14 protein-coding genes and 1 tRNA gene are annotated in these 16,203 nt (G+C 66.1%); 8 read left to right on the top strand and 7 right to left on the bottom strand.

All coding sequences use genetic code 11. From position 1 onward, the window contains the following. Position 1: 1 nt before the first annotated feature. Together BLQ43_RS10710 and BLQ43_RS10705 are read right to left on the bottom strand one after the other, a co-directional pair. Positions 2 to 427, bottom strand: a complete 426-nt coding sequence (locus tag BLQ43_RS10710) for a DUF6647 family protein (RefSeq protein ID WP_143006260.1) — start codon at positions 425 to 427, stop codon at positions 2 to 4. A gap of 413 nt (positions 428 to 840) precedes the next feature. Further along, a tRNA-Val gene (locus BLQ43_RS10705) sits at positions 841 to 915 on the bottom strand. Between the two features lie 313 nt (positions 916 to 1,228). On the opposite strand from BLQ43_RS10705, the gene BLQ43_RS10700 reads away from it, so the two are divergent. Both BLQ43_RS10700 and BLQ43_RS10695 read left to right on the top strand, forming a co-directional pair. Beyond that, the gene (locus tag BLQ43_RS10700; protein WP_218119185.1) at positions 1,229 to 2,107 is read left to right on the top strand and encodes an N-formylglutamate amidohydrolase; all 879 of its coding nucleotides are present in this window, start codon (positions 1,229 to 1,231) and stop codon (positions 2,105 to 2,107) included. A 351-nt stretch (positions 2,108 to 2,458) separates the two neighbouring features. After that, positions 2,459 to 3,058 (top strand): lysozyme family protein, encoded by a 600-nt coding sequence (locus tag BLQ43_RS10695; protein WP_143006259.1) that lies wholly within the window; start codon positions 2,459 to 2,461, stop codon positions 3,056 to 3,058. A 63-nt stretch (positions 3,059 to 3,121) separates the two neighbouring features. On the opposite strand, the gene BLQ43_RS10690 is transcribed toward BLQ43_RS10695, so the two are convergent. Next, positions 3,122 to 3,973 (bottom strand): universal stress protein, encoded by an 852-nt coding sequence (locus tag BLQ43_RS10690; RefSeq protein ID WP_143006258.1) that lies wholly within the window; start codon positions 3,971 to 3,973, stop codon positions 3,122 to 3,124. 284 nt (positions 3,974 to 4,257) lie between these two features. On the opposite strand from BLQ43_RS10690, the gene BLQ43_RS10685 reads away from it, so the two are divergent. From BLQ43_RS10685 to BLQ43_RS10665, 5 genes are all read left to right on the top strand, one after another. After that, the gene (locus tag BLQ43_RS10685) at positions 4,258 to 5,754 is read left to right on the top strand and encodes a thioredoxin-like domain-containing protein (protein WP_090020651.1); all 1,497 of its coding nucleotides are present in this window, start codon (positions 4,258 to 4,260) and stop codon (positions 5,752 to 5,754) included. 140 nt (positions 5,755 to 5,894) lie between these two features. Next, complete coding sequence (gene hemA / locus BLQ43_RS10680; protein ID WP_090020649.1) at positions 5,895 to 7,106, top strand: 5-aminolevulinate synthase; 1,212 nt, start codon at positions 5,895 to 5,897, stop codon at positions 7,104 to 7,106. Between the two features lie 46 nt (positions 7,107 to 7,152). Next, on the top strand, positions 7,153 to 7,707 hold the full coding sequence (locus BLQ43_RS10675; RefSeq protein ID WP_090020648.1) for a hypothetical protein: 555 nt from the start codon (positions 7,153 to 7,155) through the stop codon (positions 7,705 to 7,707). Positions 7,708 to 8,276: 569 nt separating this feature from the next. Next, positions 8,277 to 9,926, top strand: a complete 1,650-nt coding sequence (locus tag BLQ43_RS10670) for a methyl-accepting chemotaxis protein (RefSeq protein WP_176758640.1) — start codon at positions 8,277 to 8,279, stop codon at positions 9,924 to 9,926. A gap of 81 nt (positions 9,927 to 10,007) precedes the next feature. Next, positions 10,008 to 10,781, top strand: coding sequence for a substrate-binding periplasmic protein (locus BLQ43_RS10665; protein WP_090020644.1), 774 nt, complete (start codon positions 10,008 to 10,010; stop codon positions 10,779 to 10,781). A gap of 458 nt (positions 10,782 to 11,239) precedes the next feature. On the opposite strand, the gene BLQ43_RS10660 is transcribed toward BLQ43_RS10665, so the two are convergent. Then, positions 11,240 to 12,265 (bottom strand): L-histidine N(alpha)-methyltransferase, encoded by a 1,026-nt coding sequence (locus BLQ43_RS10660; RefSeq protein WP_090020643.1) that lies wholly within the window; start codon positions 12,263 to 12,265, stop codon positions 11,240 to 11,242. Between the two features lie 309 nt (positions 12,266 to 12,574). On the opposite strand from BLQ43_RS10660, the gene BLQ43_RS10655 reads away from it, so the two are divergent. Continuing rightward, positions 12,575 to 13,489: a DMT family transporter gene (locus BLQ43_RS10655; protein ID WP_090020641.1), complete on the top strand. Its 915-nt coding sequence runs from the start codon at positions 12,575 to 12,577 to the stop codon at positions 13,487 to 13,489. Between the two features lie 54 nt (positions 13,490 to 13,543). On the opposite strand, the gene BLQ43_RS10650 is transcribed toward BLQ43_RS10655, so the two are convergent. The 3 genes from BLQ43_RS10650 to BLQ43_RS10640 all read right to left on the bottom strand — a co-directional run bounded on the left by BLQ43_RS10650 (position 13,544) and on the right by BLQ43_RS10640 (position 16,200). Continuing rightward, complete coding sequence (locus tag BLQ43_RS10650; protein ID WP_090020640.1) at positions 13,544 to 14,302, bottom strand: SDR family NAD(P)-dependent oxidoreductase; 759 nt, start codon at positions 14,300 to 14,302, stop codon at positions 13,544 to 13,546. 7 nt (positions 14,303 to 14,309) lie between these two features. Further along, positions 14,310 to 15,176, bottom strand: a complete 867-nt coding sequence (locus BLQ43_RS10645; protein WP_090020638.1) for a universal stress protein — start codon at positions 15,174 to 15,176, stop codon at positions 14,310 to 14,312. A gap of 82 nt (positions 15,177 to 15,258) precedes the next feature. Then, positions 15,259 to 16,200, bottom strand: a complete 942-nt coding sequence (locus BLQ43_RS10640) for an ABC transporter permease (protein WP_090020824.1) — start codon at positions 16,198 to 16,200, stop codon at positions 15,259 to 15,261. Between the last annotated feature and the right edge of the window lie 3 nt (positions 16,201 to 16,203).

Raw genomic sequence — 16,203 nt, 5'->3', positions numbered from 1 at the left:
GTCACCGTCCACACCGCGTTAAAAGCAGCAGGTGCAGGGTGTTGATGCCGAGGGTTTCGGACAGGCTGCCGCCCTGGCGCTTCAGCCAGCGCCCCTGGATGCCGTACGCCTCGCGCTCCCGCGCGCCGGGACAGGGGTAGTCGCGCCCCGCTGCCGCCTGCATGTGGTGGACCAGCTCGTGCACCAGGATGGAGCGGTCGCGCAGGCTGTCGCGAGACCAGTCGTCGCGCAGCAGGATGGTGCGCGTCCCGGCGCGGTAGAGCGCGACGTAGCTGCGCCCCGCGTGGGGCTGACGCGCTTGCGGTGGGCGCGCTCGGGCGACGATCTCCTCGGCGGAGAGCCGGCGCACGGCGGGCGGGTTCTCGGGTTCTGGCAAGCCGGAAACCGAGGCGATCCAGGTCATCAGGGCCACCATGAACCCGTCCACGGCGCCGTCCCTTCCGTCGGTGCGCCGGTCGTCCACCCGGGTTGCGGGATCGGGCGTCGTCCCGGTGCCGATCTATGCGACGCGAAACATCATGGCGCGCGGTGACGCGACCGGAAAGGGGACGGGCTGGAATCTTTCTGTGTCAGCCGAGTGGCCCCGGACCCGGGGCAGCTGCCTGCGCTGCTGGTCGGACGGCGCCGTGAACGCGGTTGGAGGGGTGGGGACGTGGACTCCGGATCAACACCCACGCCGATGCTTTTGCGGGCAAGGCCGGAATGCCGGCAGCGAGGCGGATCGGTGATTGTCGCTTAAATGAATGCGCTGACGGAAACACATCCGCGCCGGTCAATACCGACCGCACGGCGCGTCCACGGCAAGTCACCAGGCAACTGCAAAACCGGGCAAAAACCGAATGGTGGGCGCGGGTGGATTTGAACCACCGACCTCCTCGATGTCAACGAGGCGCTCTGCCGCTGAGCTACGCGCCCATACCGGCGTCGCGGCGGCCGTGTCTCGCATGCTTGCGGGGCCGCCCGTCGCTGTGTGTGGCCTGTAGCATTGGCGCTGGCTGCGTTCAAGCCCAGCGAACAGGGACCTTGCAGCGGGGGCGGGGCGCCGCCACCCTTGGCGGTGGGCGCGATGCGGTCGCGCGGAGTCACCCCGCCCGCCGCACCGCGCCCGATCCCTTTTGTCCGGCGGGCAGGATGGGGCGCGCGGGCCGGTGGCCGGAGCCCCGTCGTGGCCCCAAGGCGTGCGGGTGCCATGGATACCGGCGAGTGCGATCGACAGTCAGCGAGCGTCATGGAAGCCGAGATCGAGCCGTGTGAGATTCTCACCCCGCATCAGGTCCGGCTGCCCAGCGCGCAGACGCTGCCGTTGGTTTTCGCCTCGCCGCACAGCGGCCGCCATTATCCCCCGGCCTTCGTCGCCAGCGCGCGGCTCGACCGGGTGAGCCTGCGCCGCAGCGAGGACGGCTTCGTCGACGAGTTGATCGCCGCCGCGCCGGAGATGGGCGCGCCCCTGCTGCAGGCGAACTTCCCGCGCGCCTACGTGGACGTGAACCGCGAGCCCTTCGAACTCGACCCGCGCATGTTCAACGAGCCGCTGCCGGGCTACGCCAACACGCGCTCGCCGCGCGTGGCGGCGGGGCTGGGCACGATCGCCCGCGTGGTCGCCAGCGGCTCGGAGATCTACAGCGACAAGCTCACCTTCGCCGAGGCGCTGTCGCGCATCCGCGCCTACTACTGGCCCTACCACAACGCCCTGTCGCGCCTGATCGCCGACACGCGCGAGCGCTTCGGCGCCTGCATCCTCGTGGACTGCCATTCCATGCCCTCCATCGGCGGCCCCATGGACCGCGACGCGGGCCGCCGGCGCGTGGACTTCGTCCTCGGCGACAGCCACGGCGCCGCCTGCGATCCGCGCGTTCCCGCGGCCGTGGAAACGGCGCTCACGCAGCTCGGCTACAACGTGCGCCACAACAGCCCCTACTCGGGCGGCTTCGTCACGCGCCACTACGGGCGGCCGTGGGAGGGCGTCCACGCCCTGCAGATCGAGATGAACCGCGCCCTCTACATGGACGAGGAGACGGTGCGCCGCGGGCCCGGCCTGGCGCAGCTGGCGCACGACATGCGCGCCGTGGTGGCGGCCCTGGGGGAGCTGGAGCCGGCGCGCTTTTAACCGGCCCGGACGGAAAAAAGGCCGTGCGCGAACGCGCACGGCCAGTCTAGGGGAGGTCGACGCTCGCAGGGAGCGTCATCCGACACGCCGATGCCCACCATCGCCATGCCGCACTGCACAATATACGCCCGGCCGAACGGGATGGCAACAGCCAGCGGCCCGTGTGCGATTTCGCCATAGAATATACCTGTTTTGCAGTGGCTTACAGTTTTTCCGTGCGGCTTTTGGCGATCCGTGGCGCCTTGGTCGCGTGTTCCCGGTCCGCGGCAGCTTTTTGTGCGATGCAGCGCCGGGCGCCGCCGGCACGGTACTTGCTTTCCGGGCTGCGCGAGCAAGCCGGGAGCATGGGCCGTGCGAGCGATTGCGTGGGTGGCATCGATGGCGGCGGCGACGGCGGCACTGGCCGGGCTGGCGGCCCCGGCGGCGGCGACGCCAGCGCGCGACGTCTGCGCCCGCGCCATCGCCATGGCGGAGGAACTGCGCCCCGATTTGCCCACCCACCTGATGACCGCGATTTCCAAGGTGGAAACCGGGCGCGGCAGCGGGCCCTGGCCGGAACGATTTGCCTGGCCGTGGACGATCAACGTCGACGGCGACGGCCGCTATTATCCGAGCAAGCGGGCGGCCGTGAAGGCGGTGAGGCGCCTGCAACGCCAGGGTGCGGATAACATCGACGTGGGTTGCATGCAGGTGAGCCTGAAGTACCACGGCCACGCCTTCGACAGCATCGAACAGGCTTTCACGCCGGCGATCAACGTGGCCTACGCCGTGGAATTCCTCATGGCGTTGCACCGGGAGACGAATTCCTGGATGGAGGCCATCGGCGACTACCACTCGCGCAACCGGCCGCAGAGCCAGCCGTATCGAACGAAGGTGCTCCGGGTCTGGAACGCGGAAAAGCGTGCCCACTACGCCAACGCCGGCCACCGCGAGGACGCGCCCGACGCATGAACCGTCCCGGAAAATGGCCGGGGCGGCGAGCCGCGAGATGTCTGTCCGCGGCTCGCCGCTCGATCAGTGGCTGAGCAGCACCGGAACGGTCATGTGGTGCAGCATCGTGCGCGTCGCGCCGCCCAGGACCAGCTCCTGCATGCGGCTGTGGGCGTACCCGCCCATCACCAGCAGGTCGCTGTCCAGGTCGGACAGGCGCGAGAGGATGACGTTGCCCACGTCCACGTCGCGCGTCTCCGTGCGGTGCACCTCGACGTGGATGCCGTGCCGGGCCAGGTGCAGCGCGATGTCCGCGCCCGGCTCGTCGCCGTGCTTGCGCGAGTCCTTGCCCGCGTTGGCGACCAGCACGTCCACCTGGTCCGCCTTTTCCAGCAGCGGCATGGCGTCGTTGACGGCGCGCGCCGCCTCGCGGCTGGCGTCCCAGGCCACCATGACGCGCTTGCCCAGGCGGATGTCGTTGTGCTCCGTGCGCGCGCCGATGTAAGGGATCACCAGCGTCGGCCGGCCGGAGCTGACGACGACCTCGCCCAGGTCGTGATGGTCGAGCGGCCCGGGATCGTCGGGGTTGGGCTGGCCCACGATGGCCATGTCGCTGTAGCGCGCGTGCAGCCCGACCTCGCGGCCGACGATGTCGGCGCTGACGTTGCTCCAGCGCACGTCGCTCTGGATGCCGCCGCTGTGGGCGCGCTTTTCCATGTCCGCCTTGATCTTCTGGTAGGCTTCCTGTTCCGCCTGCCGGCGCTGGTCGATCAGGGACTGTGGCATCTGCAGCCACGCCGGCGGCTGGTAACTGCCCAGCGCCATCAGGCCCGTCAGGTGCGCGTTGCTGCGCGCCGCCAGGGCCACGGCCGCGTCCGTGCGCTGCGCGCAGGCGTCCGTGGTGTCGAGGTGAAGAAGGAGGTTCTTGTAGGTCATTGCGCTCCCCGTTCGGTTCCGCGCTGGCCGGAGCCGGCGGTTCAGGCTTGCCCGGCGCGCCTGTTGGTGCATTGATCCACGTCAACACGTGGTGACGGGCACCAGGGTGGGGCTGGCCCGTAGGGTGGGCTGGCCCGCCCAGGCTAAGCATAAGCAAGGGTCGCTGTTTCGGGCACGAAGCGCAACAGGCACGTCGCGGGGTGGACAGCGGCGCCCATGCCCGCCACACCCGCGCCCATCGAACGACGACCCCGCACGCCAGGGTCGTGACGCAGGAGCCCTAGATGCAGGATCTGGAATCGGAAGCCGGCAGCACCTTTGACACGCCGCGCGTGCACGCGCCCGACATCGACGTGCCGGAGGCCGACTGGTTCAACACCGACCGCCCGCTGACCCTCAAGGATCTGTCGGGCAAGCTGGTCATCCTCGATTTCTGGAGCACCTGCTGCGTCAACTGCATGCACGTGCTGCCGGGGCTGAAGATGGTCGAGGCCGCCTACCCCGAGGAGGTGGCGGTCGTCGGCGTGCACAGCCCCAAGTTCCCGGCCGAGCAGCAGCCCGACATGCTGCGCGCGGCGATCGCGCGGGCGGGGATCGAGCATCCCGTCGTCAACGACGTGAACTTCGAGCTGTGGCGCGCTTACGCGGTGCGCGGGTGGCCGACGCTCGTGCTCATCGGACCGGACGGCTACGTGCTCGGGCAGATGAGCGGCGAGCCCGATCCCGAGCGCCTGCTCACCGTCGTTTCCGAGTTCGTCGAGCGCTGGGATACCCAGGGCGTGCTGCGGCCCTCGCCCCTGGCCGGCGAGCCCGAGCGGGACGCCGGGGGCACGCTGCGCTTTCCGGGCAAGCTCAAGCCGGTGCCCGGTGAGGCGAAGCGCTGGGCGATCGCGGACGCCGGGCACCATCAGGTAGCGCTGCTGGACGACGACGGTGCCGTGCTCGCGCGCTACGGCAGCGGCAGCCCCGGGTTCACGGACGGGCCGGGCGAGCGCGCCGCGTTCCGCGGGCCGCAGGGGCTGATCGCGGATGCGCGGGGAATCTACGTCGCCGACACGGGCAACCACGCCATCCGCCGCATCGACCTCGCGCGCGGGACGGTGCACACCCTCGCCGGCACGGGTGAGCGCGGTATGGTCGTGGACGAGCGCGAGCCCTCGCTGGCGGCGTCCCTGGCCTCGCCGTGGGATCTGGAGCTGGCGGGCGGCATGCTCTACATCGCCAACGCCGGCACCCACCAGGTGCTGCAGCTGGACATTGAGGGCCGCGAGCTGGCGCCGCTGGCGGGCAACGGCGGCGAGGAGCTGATCGACGGCCCCGGGACGGACGCCCAGCTGGCCCAGCCGAGCGGCCTGGCGCTGGATGCGGCGACCAACCGCCTCTACGTCGCCGACAGCGAGGCGTCGGCCGTGCGCATGATCGGCCTGGACAGCGGCGAGGTGGCCACGGTCGTGGGCGAGGGGCTGTTCGTCTTCGGCGCCGACAACGGCCCCTTCGAGCTGGCAACGCTGCAGCATCCGCTGGGGGTCGCGGTGGAGGCCGGCGAGGTGTTGGTCGCCGACACCTTCAACCACAAGGTCCGCGTGCTGGACCTGGCGGCCCGGCGCGTGCGCGATCTGGACGACGGCTTCACCTGCCAGGACGCGCGCTGCCAGCCGCCCTTCGAGCCGGCGGGCGTGTGGGCGGACGGCCCCGACCGCATCCTGGTGAGCGACACCGACAACCACCGGGTGCTCGTCTACCGCCCGGCCTCGCGGACCTACGGCACGTGGGCGGGCTGAGGCGGTCGGTCCACCGGCCCGCGACAGGTGGGTGCGAAGAAAACGCGCATGGGGTGCCCCCGGACGGGGCACCATGTTACCTAGGCGCGATAACCGCCAAGGGCGCGATCGACCGCGCGCGAGACGAACGGACGTGACGCATGGATTACGCGCAGTTCTTCCGCGACAAGCTCAATGCGCTGAAGGCTGAAGGGCGCTACCGCATCTTCGCGGATCTGGAGCGCTGCGCCGGGGAGTTCCCGCGCGCCCTGCGCCACGATTCCGACGAGGTCGCGGACGTCACGGTCTGGTGCTCGAACGATTACCTCGGGATGGGCCAGCACCCCGTGGTGCTGGATGCCATGCGCGAGGCGCTCAACCGCTCGGGCGCCGGCGCGGGCGGCACGCGCAACATCTCCGGCACCAACCACCACCACGTCCTGCTGGAGCGCGAGCTGGCCGACCTGCACGGCAAGGACGCCGGCCTGCTCTTCACCTCCGGCTATGTCTCCAACATGGCGACGCTGTCCACGCTGGGCAGCCGGCTGCCCAACTGCATCGTCTTCTCGGATGCCGGCAACCACGCCTCGATGATCGAGGGCATCCGGCACTCGCGCGCGGACAAGCAGATCTTCCGCCACAACGATCCCGAGGATCTGGCACGGCGGCTGGCGCAGGAAGACCCGGATCGGCCGAAGGTGGTGGCGTTCGAGTCCGTCTATTCCATGGACGGCGACGTCGCGCCCATCGACGAGATCTGCGACGTGGCCGAGCGCTACAACGCGCTGACGTATCTGGACGAGGTGCACGCCGTCGGCCTCTACGGCCCCAACGGCGGCGGCATTGCCGACCGCGAGGGGCTGATGCACCGCCTGGACATCATCGAGGGCACGCTTGCCAAGGCGTTCGGCTGCATGGGCGGCTACATCACGGGGTCGTCGGATCTGGTGGACTTCGTGCGCTCGCACGCGTCGGGCTTCATCTTCACCACGGCGCTGCCGCCGCACGTGGCGGCGGGGGCGCTGGCGAGTGTCCGCCACCTCAAGCACAGCGACGCCGAGCGGCAGGCGCTGCACGAGCGTTCCGCCACGGTGAAGGCGCGGCTGACGGCCGCGGGCATCCCGGTGGCGCCGAGCTACAGCCACATCGTGCCCGTGCTGGTGGGCGATCCCGAGGCGTGCAACGAGGCCTCCTGGTCGCTGCTGCGCCGCCACGGCATCTACGTGCAGCCCATCAACTACCCCACGGTGCCGAAGGGCAGCGAGCGCTTGCGCTTCACGCCCAACCCGCACCACACCGACGCCGACGTGGATCGCCTGGTGAACGCGCTCACCGACGTCTGGCAGGATCTGGGGCTGCGGGCGGCGGCCTGAGCCGCGCCACGAACCGCCCTTCCTCCGGTGTGAGCGGCGGAGCGCCATGTACCGCGACAACACCCTCATGCCGACCGAGGCCGTGCGCCTGGCCGCGCTGGGCGCGCTCGCGGCGTCGGAGATGCGCTACGCCGAGCTGGCGGCGGACGTGCGCCACTTCACCGAGCGCATCGTCGGCCCGGCGCTCGACCTCTCGGGCATGCCTGTCGAGCTGATGATCGTGGAGGGGCTGATCGAACCCGTCGACGGCGCGGGCATGCAGGACAACGCGCGCCTGCGCCTGACCGACGCCGGGTGGGAAGCGATCCGGCGCCTGCTGACCTCGGCCGTGCGCGCGCCCATCAACGACATCAACAAGCTCATCATCGCGCTGAAGATGCGCTTCCTCCACCTGCTGACGCCCGAGGAGCGGCGCGCGCAGGTGGACATGCTGGTGGCGATGCTGGAACGCGAGCTGGACCGCCTGACCGACCTGCGCGCCACCTACGCCGGCGAGCCCGGCTATTTCCTCGACTGGCTGGACCAGGACATCGCCGCCGCCCGCGAGCGCCTAGCGTGGTTCACCGATTTGCGGGATCGGCTCTGCCGGCACGCATCCTGACCGCCTGGAACCGCTGGCCCGCGGACTGTACCCGTTCGCGCATCAACGAACGCGTGTTCTTGAGAGTCGTGTTCTACGCGCTGGGTGTTTCCCATAAAAATGACATGTATTATTACTAGACCGGGTGACGCATCCCTCCACCAATGGTATGCCGAATCTTGATGCACGTGGCAGGAGGCCCGAGTGAACCCCGCTTCGCGCACACGTCGCACAGGCTTTGTCGCGCGGCCTGCCGCGGTGGCGGCCTGCGTCCGGCATTCGGCGGACCGCGTGGGAGCGTCGCTTGCGTCCGGGATATCTCCGATCAGCGAAGGTCAGATGTTGTATCCGGGGGAATCTGAAAAATGAACTTGATCAAACGAAGTGCCAAATCCCGGATTTTGGCCGTTACATTACCAATATTGGCAATTGTTTTGGCGGCTGGCTTTGGATTTGTTTATAAGATCAATATGGGGTATATATCCGATCTCGGCGGAAAAGCCCTTTCGATCCAGAAAGAAAGCCTGAACAACGCGCAGGCGCGGTCCACGCAAGCGTTCAAGAGCCTCGAAGAGCAACAGCAAGAGACGATGGACCAGCTGCTCGGCGCGATCGAGGCGTCCGGACAGCGCACGATCGAGGCCCAGAACCGCGCTTTCGAACGCCAGCTCGACGTCCTGACCAGCCTGGGTGCCCCCGCGCTCGTCAAGCCGCTGTGGACGCTGGCGAAGGGCGACGCGAAGAGTTCGCTGAAAAGCCTGACCCAGTTCGATCTGGTCGTGGGCGCCGAGGCGCTGGACCAGAGCGGCAGCACGTTCGCCAAGGCCGGCAAATTTCCCGACGGCGCGAAGGTGCGGGCAACCCCCGTCAAGCGCCAGGGTAAAACCATCGGCAAGCTGCGCATTGCCTACACCACGGACGCGCTGGAAGCCGCGAAGACAACCGCGCGCGAAAAGCTGGAAGCCAACCGCGACCGCGTTGCCGAGGCCGAAGCGGCGTTCACGGACACGCTGGACCGCGTTCAGTCCGACATGCGCAGCGCGGCCGAAGCACAGCTCGAAAAGGCGCGCGAGGCGATCTCCGCCACCACGGGCGCCGCGCAAGCGCAGACGGTGAAGATCACCCTGCTGGTGTTCGCCGTCATGGTCGGGGTCGTGGCGGTGTCCCTGTCGTTCTCGCTGTCGCGTGCCCTGCTCAACCCGATGCAGCGGCTGACGGCGGCGATGCGCGACCTTGCGGAGGGCGACACCTCCGTTCGCGTTCCGGACGAAGAACGCGCCGACGAGATGGGCGCGATGGCCCGCGCCTTCCGCGTCTTCCGCGACAACGCCCAGGAAAAGGAGCGCCTGGAGCAGGAGCAGGCCGAGCAGCAGCGCCGCCAGGAAGAGGAAAAGGCGCGCATGATGAACGAGCTGGCCGATACCTTCGAGGAATCCGTCGGCCGGATCGTGCGCCGCGTGACGGACGGCAGCCAGAACGTCCGCACCAACGCCGAACAGCTCACCGAGCGCGCGCGCTACACGAACGACGAGGCGCAGGAGGTCGCCAAGCACGCCGAGCAGGCCTCCGACAACGTCAACGCCACCGCCTCCGCGGCGGACGAGCTTTCCAGCTCCATCAACGAGGTCACGCGCCAGATCAACGAATCCGCCGACAAGGCCGGCGAGGCCGTGACCCGCGCCGAGCAGACCAACGAGACGGTCCAGCAGCTCAAGGAAGCGGCGCAGAAGATCGGCGAGGTCGTGACGATGATCCAGGACATCGCCGAGAAGACGAACCTCCTGGCCCTCAACGCCACGATCGAGGCGGCGCGGGCCGGCGAGGCCGGCAAGGGCTTCGCCGTGGTGGCCGACGAGGTGAAGTCGCTCGCCAACCAGACGCAGAACGCCACCCAGGACATCAGCCAGCAGATCAGCAACATCCGCGATGTCTCGGATCAGGCCGTAACCTCGATCGAGGGCATCACGGGCACGATCCGCGAGATCAACGAAGCCGTGACGCACGCCTCCTCGGCCGCGGAGCAGCAGAACTCGGCGACGAGCGAAATCTCCCGCGGCGTCGACGAGGCGGCGAACGGCACCAAGCAGGTCAGCCAGCGGGTGGGCGACATCCGCTCGGCGACCGAAGACACGGGCCAGATGGCCCAGACCGTCCTCTCGACCTCGGACGAGCTGGCCCAGGTCGCCAACGACTTGAACAGCGAGGTCGAAACCTTCCTTGGCAAGATCCGCCAAGGGTAACGCGTCGGCCCGGCTGCTCTTCAGCGTCACCGCCCGGCGGCCGGGCCAACAACCAGAACCCGCTCACGGGAGGAGGACACGATGAAAGCACGGATCGCCACGGTTGCTGCCACGTTGATCGTCGGCTTCTCGGCGCACACGGCCGCGGCCGGCGCTTGCGAGGATCCGCTGAAGCCCGCGTGGAACAATTGGCCGCCGTACATGATGCCGGGCGACGACGGGCCCAAGGGGATCGATCCCGATATCCTGCGCGCTGTTGCCGAGGAGATGGGCTGCGAAATCAGTTGGCAGAAGATGCCCTGGAAGCGAACAAAATTGATGCTTAAAAAGGGTCAGGTGGACATCGGAACCCAGGCCAATATAAACGAAAAGCGGAAAAAATATGCGAACTTTTCCGATCCGTATATGAAGTTTCAATCTGCGCTGTGGAAGCGCTCATCCGACAACACCGAGTATAGCAGCCTCGAAGACTTCCTTTCAAAGGGGAAAAAGCTGCGGGTTCTTCGCGGATTTGAGTACGGCGAGAATGTCGACTCGCTCATCAATAAGAAATATAAAGATCAGATCGCGAAAGCGGACAGCATCAAGATCAACGCCAAGATGCTTGCCGCCGGGCGCGCCGACGGTACACTCGGCAACCCCTTCGTGGTCGGGTATCAGGCGAAACAGGCTGGCGTCGTCGACAAGATCGAACAGAGCGTGACGATTCAGTCGTCCCCGGTTCACTTTATGCTCTCCAAGAAATCCGTGCCGCAGAACGAAATCAAGGCGATGAACAAGGCTCTCGCCAAACTGAAAGAGAACGGAACGATTCAGAACATCGTCAAGAAGTACACGGGTACAACTATTCAGTGACACCCCGCCCCGGCCTATTTAGGTCGGGGCACCCTACAGCTCCTTAGGAACGTAGCGTTGCCAGTGCTTTTGCTTATGAAGTTACACTGACCGACGAACCTACTGTGCAGTAAAGACCACAACAGCAAAACGCCACAGCGTCGTGCAAAACTTTTGGGCAACGCTGTATGTGATGCGTGGGAACCGAACCTTCCAGGGGAAGGTCAGAGACAGTGCCGACGCGGTGATGAGGTTCGCGGTGTTGGGGCTAGTTATATGTCAGTCACATGCCCGAGTTGATCCGTCGCGGGTCTAGGTTGCCCCACCGGAGTGTTCAATCGGCGTCTGCCCAAACACTGCGTCACAGGCCCGCGCGCCCACGGTCGGCCCGTCGCCTTGTCTGAATGTTGGCAGCCCTTCGCATGCAGGATCCCTGCTGAGATTTGATGTTGCCAGTAGCGCTGGAGAAGCATGGGGATCTACGCAGCGCTCCGAAGGGCATTCGCGTCCACTTGCCGCCCACGATGCAAAAGGATCATCGCATATTGCATGTCAACATCGGTGTATGTCTGTGCCGGGCAAAAACCCCATCTGCTCAAGTCGGAAATGAGATCCTCGAAAAGAAATTTTTCGCTAAATTCAGCTTCAATGCGCTCTTGCTCTTGTATTTCAATTGACAGGCCGAGCTTCGGGATTTCCACACTTTGATGGCACCGGCTGACCAGATATTCAACGATGCATCTGCGATCCGGTTCATATTGGGCAAGGTGGTAAAACTGGTCCAAAAGGAAATCCGCATCGTAAAACGCATTTAAAAATTTGAGCGATTCCAGCATGCTTTTGGCGACCAGACCGTTCGTGTCTTGATAGGCGTTTTCCATCGTTGCGCGGTCTTTCACAAGATCAACCGAAAGCAGGAAATAGTCGTCGCCATTCATGCTCGTTCTGAGAAAACGAAGGAAGCTGTCACGCTCTTCGTGGGTCATATTACCGTAGGTCAGTCCCATGAATGTAAATAGCGTCGATCCATCTATCTTTGGGGACCAGCTTATGCACTCCTCGAATAAACCTTGCACAGGATAAATGGATAATTCGTTCCCGTAAAAATAATTAAGCTTGGAGATTCCAGTTTGTATAATGTTAGGGTCAATGTCGCAGGGAACAAAATTAATATGGTTGTGCTTTTTTATGGCTTCATGGATTAATAATTGAGTCTTCTCCATGCTTCCGCATCCCAGATCAACGATCTGACTTGGCTTAACGTAGTCAATAATGTTTGCACTGTGTGTTTTAAGTAATCTACGCTCGACGTGGGCTGGATAGTATTCGGGCTGATGGCAAAGTTCAGCGAAATACTGGCTCCCTTCCTCAGTATAAGAAAGAGTGCTAGGTAATTTCTTCGGAACACTTGTTAAAAGTTTTGACAGAAGCGCATCGTCCGTGAGCATGGCTCGGATGTCGCTTAATTTAGCGATTTCCGGATGAGTCTCGTGCTGTGCCTGCATGGAAACCCCAGCTTAGGTTATACACCAGATCCGGAAGTGCCGATCCGGATATACAATCTAAACGAGTTTGCGGGCAGTTTCAACGAAAGTTGTGATTATGTGGCCATATCACACATTTTTGAGTGGTAGGCGGCGACGGTAGTATCGGTCAGAGGTTGCAGCGTTCCAAGGCTGAGTTCAATCAGGGCGCAGAATTCGGGGTCGGGGGGCGGGCTTTTCCGGAGAGGTGTGGCCTCGATACGGGCCACCGGGGGTGGTCAGATGCCGGTGCTCTGAAGCGGCTGCGGCAGAAGGCGGCTGGAGGGGGAAATGGCTACTGCTGGAAAGAATGCTGCCTTTGGGATCTTTACGGTATCCGCGGGCGTCTTTTCGTTGGCGACGATGGATGCGATGGCCAAATGGCTTGGTGAGTTTTATCCGGTTACCCAATTGATCTTTTTTCGGAATCTCTTTGCATTGCCGGCCATATTCGTGCTCGCAATGTCGACGGGTGGCATACGCCGGTTGTGGCCCGAACGATTGTGGCTGCATCTGCTGCGTGGGATCCTTGCCTTGGGCGCGGTTGGATTTTTCTTTTTCGCGCTTCGGACAATGCCTTTGGCCTCTGCCTGGACCATCGCCTTCTCCGGCCCGCTGATGGTGACAGCGTTGACTCCTGTGCTTTTGGGAGAACGGGTCGGTGTGTTGCGGTGGATCAGTGTTCTTGTTGGCTTCGGTGGTGTCCTGATCGTGCTCCAGCCGGGCAGCACAGTTTTCAACTGGACGGTTCTGCTTCCGTTGGGAACAGCGTTTAGCGAGTCATTGTTGGTGCTGCTCGCGCGGCGATATGCGGAAAGCGAAGACGCGGCATCGATGGTGGCGTCAACGGTTGTGTTCCCACTGATTATAACTGGGTTCGCGATGCCTGAGGTATGGGTCCACCCGGCGCCGGTTCATTGGCCGGCGTTTTTCACACTGGGCACGCTGGGCGGCTCGGCATTGATCTTTTTGACTTTGGCCTATCGAATGGTGGAAGCACCGATCTTGGCGCCGTTTGATTATACGGCGCTCATCTGGTCGGTGCTGTGGGGTTGGCTGATTTGGCGGGATTGGCCCGATCCTGCGACTTGGATCGGTGCAGGTGTTATCGTCGCCTCTGGGCTGTTCATTCTTTATCGAGAGACTGTGCGGAGACCGTCGGGCCAAGGCCCCATCGAACACGAGACAAGCCCGGTGGAACCCTGAATAGCGACTTTTGGGCAGTGTGTTTGTGTCGCGGTGCAGCCTCGGAGGGCTTCGTCAATACAAATGCTGCCCGCCGGTGACGAAGATCTCGCTGCCGGTGACGTAGCCGAAGTCGGGGCTGCACAGCTGAAAGACGGCCCCGGCGACCTCGTGCGGTGTGCCCATGCGGTGCATGGGGATGCGCGGGATCAGGGTCTCGTACTCCGGCCCCACCATCGAGGTCTCGATCTCGCCCGGCGCCACGGCGTTCACGCGCACGCCCAGCTCCGCCATCTCCACCGCCAGTTCGCGCGTCAACGCCGAGAGCGCCGCCTTGGAGGTGGCGTAGGCCGAGCCCGCGAAGGGGTGCGTCGCGTGGCCGGCGATCGAGGTGATGTTCACGATCGTCCCCTTGCCCTTGCGCAGCGCCACGGCGAAACCGCGCGCCAGCGCCAGCGGGGCGAAGAAGTTCAGCTCGAAGACGCGCCGCCACTCCTCCATGTCGCCGTTCAGGCAGCCCACGCGCTCCTTGAAGGGCGTCTTGGGGGAAAACGCGGCGTTGTTGACCAGCGCGTGGATGGGCCCGTCCGCCAGGATGTCGCCCGCTTCCTCGATGAAGCGCGCGACGTCCGCGCGGTCGCCCAGGTCGGCGGTGATGTGGTGCGTCCAGTTGGGGTCGCGCTTGCACTCCGCCGGCACCTCCTCGCGCGAGCAGGTGATCACGCGCCAGCCCTCGTTGGAAAAGCGCGCCACGGTCGCGTGGCCGATGCCGCGGCTGGCGCCCGTCAGCACCACCGTCGGGCGGTCGTTGCGGATGTAGGACTCGCTGCTCATTGCGGTGTCAGTGCGCCAGCACCAGCGGCATCGCCGCCGAGCGCAGCACGGTGCTCGTCACCCCGCCCAGGATGAGCTGGCGCAGACGGCTGTGCGCGTAGGCGCCCATGACCAGCAGATCGGCACCCGCGGCTTCCGTTTCCTCCAGCACGGCCTGGCCCACGTCGCGGTCCTCGGGCTCGACCGCGCGCGGCGTCGCGTGCACCCCGTGATGCGCCAGATAGCGCGCGACCTCGGCCGGCGCGGGGCCGCTGTGGCCCTCGTCCACGGTAATGACACTGACGGACGCGGCCGCCTTCAGCAGCGGCAGGCTGCCCTGGAGCGCGTGCACCCCCGGCACCGTGGCGCGCCACGCCACGGCGACGTGCTTGCCCACCACGGCCGGCACCTGCCCGGGCGACACCAGCGTCGGCCGGCCGGTCTCCATGATCGCGGATTCCAGCGTCGCGGTCGCGGGCGGCTCGCTGCCGTCGCGGCGGGGCGGCACGGCCACGAGGTCGAACACCATGCCGCGCGCGGCGACCACCTCGTGCTCGCGGCCGCGCCGCGTGCGCAGGCCTGTGGCGACGCCCTCGGGCACCTCGGCGTCGGGATCGACCACGCGCACCCCGGCCTGCTCCGCCTCGCGCCGGAAGACCTCGCGGGCGGCCTGGCTTCGCCGCCGGTTCTCCTCCTCCACGGTGTCCATGATGTCCTGGATCATCGTGGAGGTCGCGCCGTCCGCCGCCAGCGGCGCGGCGTCGCGCGGGTCCATCTCGACGTGCAGCGCCTCGACGTAGGCTTCTTGCTGCCGGGCGAGGGTGAGCGCCGTGCCGAGCGTCGCCGCGCTGGCGTCCGTGCCGTCGACGACGCACAGAATGCTGCGGATGGTCATGGGGTGGTCGCGCCTTTTTGCCACTGGTTTCTGATCATAGACGACGCCGGAGCCCTGCCCAAACCCCGTTTCCGGGCCGCGCTCACTGCTCGGGCGAGAGGGCGTCCTGCAGCCCGTCGCCGACGAAGTTGAAGGCCATCACCGTCAGGAAGATCAGCATCCCCGGCCACACCGCCAGCATGGGCGCGGAGTAGATCAGCTCCTGCGCGTCGGTGAGCATGTTGCCCCAGGACGCCATGGGCGGCTGGATACCCAGGCCCAGGAAGCTCAGCACCGATTCCAGCAGGATGATGTTCCCGCACGCCAGGGTCGTCGCCACGATCATGGGCGCGGCGGCGTTGGGCAGGATATGCACCGCCATCACGCGCAGGTTCCCGGCGCCGAGCGCGTGGGCCGCCGTCACGTAGGGCCGCGTGCGGATGGACAGCGTGGTCCCGCGCACCAGCCGCGCCACGGGCGTCCAGCCCACCAGCGCCACGAGGATGACGATGCGATAGACGCTGGCGGACTCCGCCTGCATCAGGCCTTCCGGCAGGCCCAGCTTGGTGAAGTCCACCGCCGCCAGCACGATCAGCAGCGGCAGCAGCGGCAGGGCGATGAAGCCGTCGGTGACGCGCATCAAAAGCGCGTCCAGCCAGCCGCCGAAGTAGCCGGCCGCCAGCCCGATGACCGTGCCGATGATGGAGGCGATGATCGCCGCCACCAGCCCCACGGTCAGCGACACTCGCCCGCCGTAGAGCAGGCGCAGCAGCAGGTCGCGGCCCAGTTCGTCGGTGCCCAGCGGGTGCGCCAGCGACGGCCCGGCGAAGCGCGCCATCAGGTCCACGCGCGTGGCGCTCAGCGGGGTCCACGCCTCGATCAGCGGTGCGGCGAGCGCCGCCAATGCCAGCACGGCCAGCACGATCAGCCCGCCCACGGCCAGGCGGTGGCGCAGGAAGCGCCGCCACAGCAGCCGCGTGGGCGAGCCCGACGGCCCCAGCGCGCGTCCGGCCTCGGCGGCGAGCTGGCTGTCGCTCTCGCTCATGCC

This window comes from Limimonas halophila (assembly GCF_900100655.1).
Classification (GTDB): Bacteria; Pseudomonadota; Alphaproteobacteria; order Kiloniellales; family Rhodovibrionaceae; genus Limimonas; species Limimonas halophila.
The sequence above is the reverse complement of the archived record's forward strand: the minus strand, read 5'-3'. Positions and strand labels throughout refer to the sequence as shown.

What these genes read in the sequence shown, in the direction of transcription:
- BLQ43_RS10660 (WP_090020643.1), bottom strand. Translation starts at nt 12,265, where the DNA reads ATGCAGGCACAGCACGAGACTCATCCGGAAATCGCTAAATTAAGCGAC.
- BLQ43_RS10700 (WP_218119185.1), top strand. Translation starts at nt 1,229, where the DNA reads ATGGAAGCCGAGATCGAGCCGTGTGAGATTCTCACCCCGCATCAGGTC.
- BLQ43_RS10675 (WP_090020648.1), top strand. Translation starts at nt 7,153, where the DNA reads ATGTACCGCGACAACACCCTCATGCCGACCGAGGCCGTGCGCCTGGCC.
- BLQ43_RS10690 (WP_143006258.1), bottom strand. Translation starts at nt 3,973, where the DNA reads ATGACCTACAAGAACCTCCTTCTTCACCTCGACACCACGGACGCCTGC.
- BLQ43_RS10650 (WP_090020640.1), bottom strand. Translation starts at nt 14,302, where the DNA reads ATGAGCAGCGAGTCCTACATCCGCAACGACCGCCCGACGGTGGTGCTG.
- BLQ43_RS10670 (WP_176758640.1), top strand. Translation starts at nt 8,277, where the DNA reads ATGGACCAGCTGCTCGGCGCGATCGAGGCGTCCGGACAGCGCACGATC.
- BLQ43_RS10685 (WP_090020651.1), top strand. Translation starts at nt 4,258, where the DNA reads ATGCAGGATCTGGAATCGGAAGCCGGCAGCACCTTTGACACGCCGCGC.
- BLQ43_RS10645 (WP_090020638.1), bottom strand. Translation starts at nt 15,176, where the DNA reads ATGACCATCCGCAGCATTCTGTGCGTCGTCGACGGCACGGACGCCAGC.
- hemA (WP_090020649.1), top strand. Translation starts at nt 5,895, where the DNA reads ATGGATTACGCGCAGTTCTTCCGCGACAAGCTCAATGCGCTGAAGGCT.
- BLQ43_RS10640 (WP_090020824.1), bottom strand. Translation starts at nt 16,200, where the DNA reads ATGAGCGAGAGCGACAGCCAGCTCGCCGCCGAGGCCGGACGCGCGCTG.
- BLQ43_RS10655 (WP_090020641.1), top strand. Translation starts at nt 12,575, where the DNA reads ATGGCTACTGCTGGAAAGAATGCTGCCTTTGGGATCTTTACGGTATCC.
- BLQ43_RS10665 (WP_090020644.1), top strand. Translation starts at nt 10,008, where the DNA reads ATGAAAGCACGGATCGCCACGGTTGCTGCCACGTTGATCGTCGGCTTC.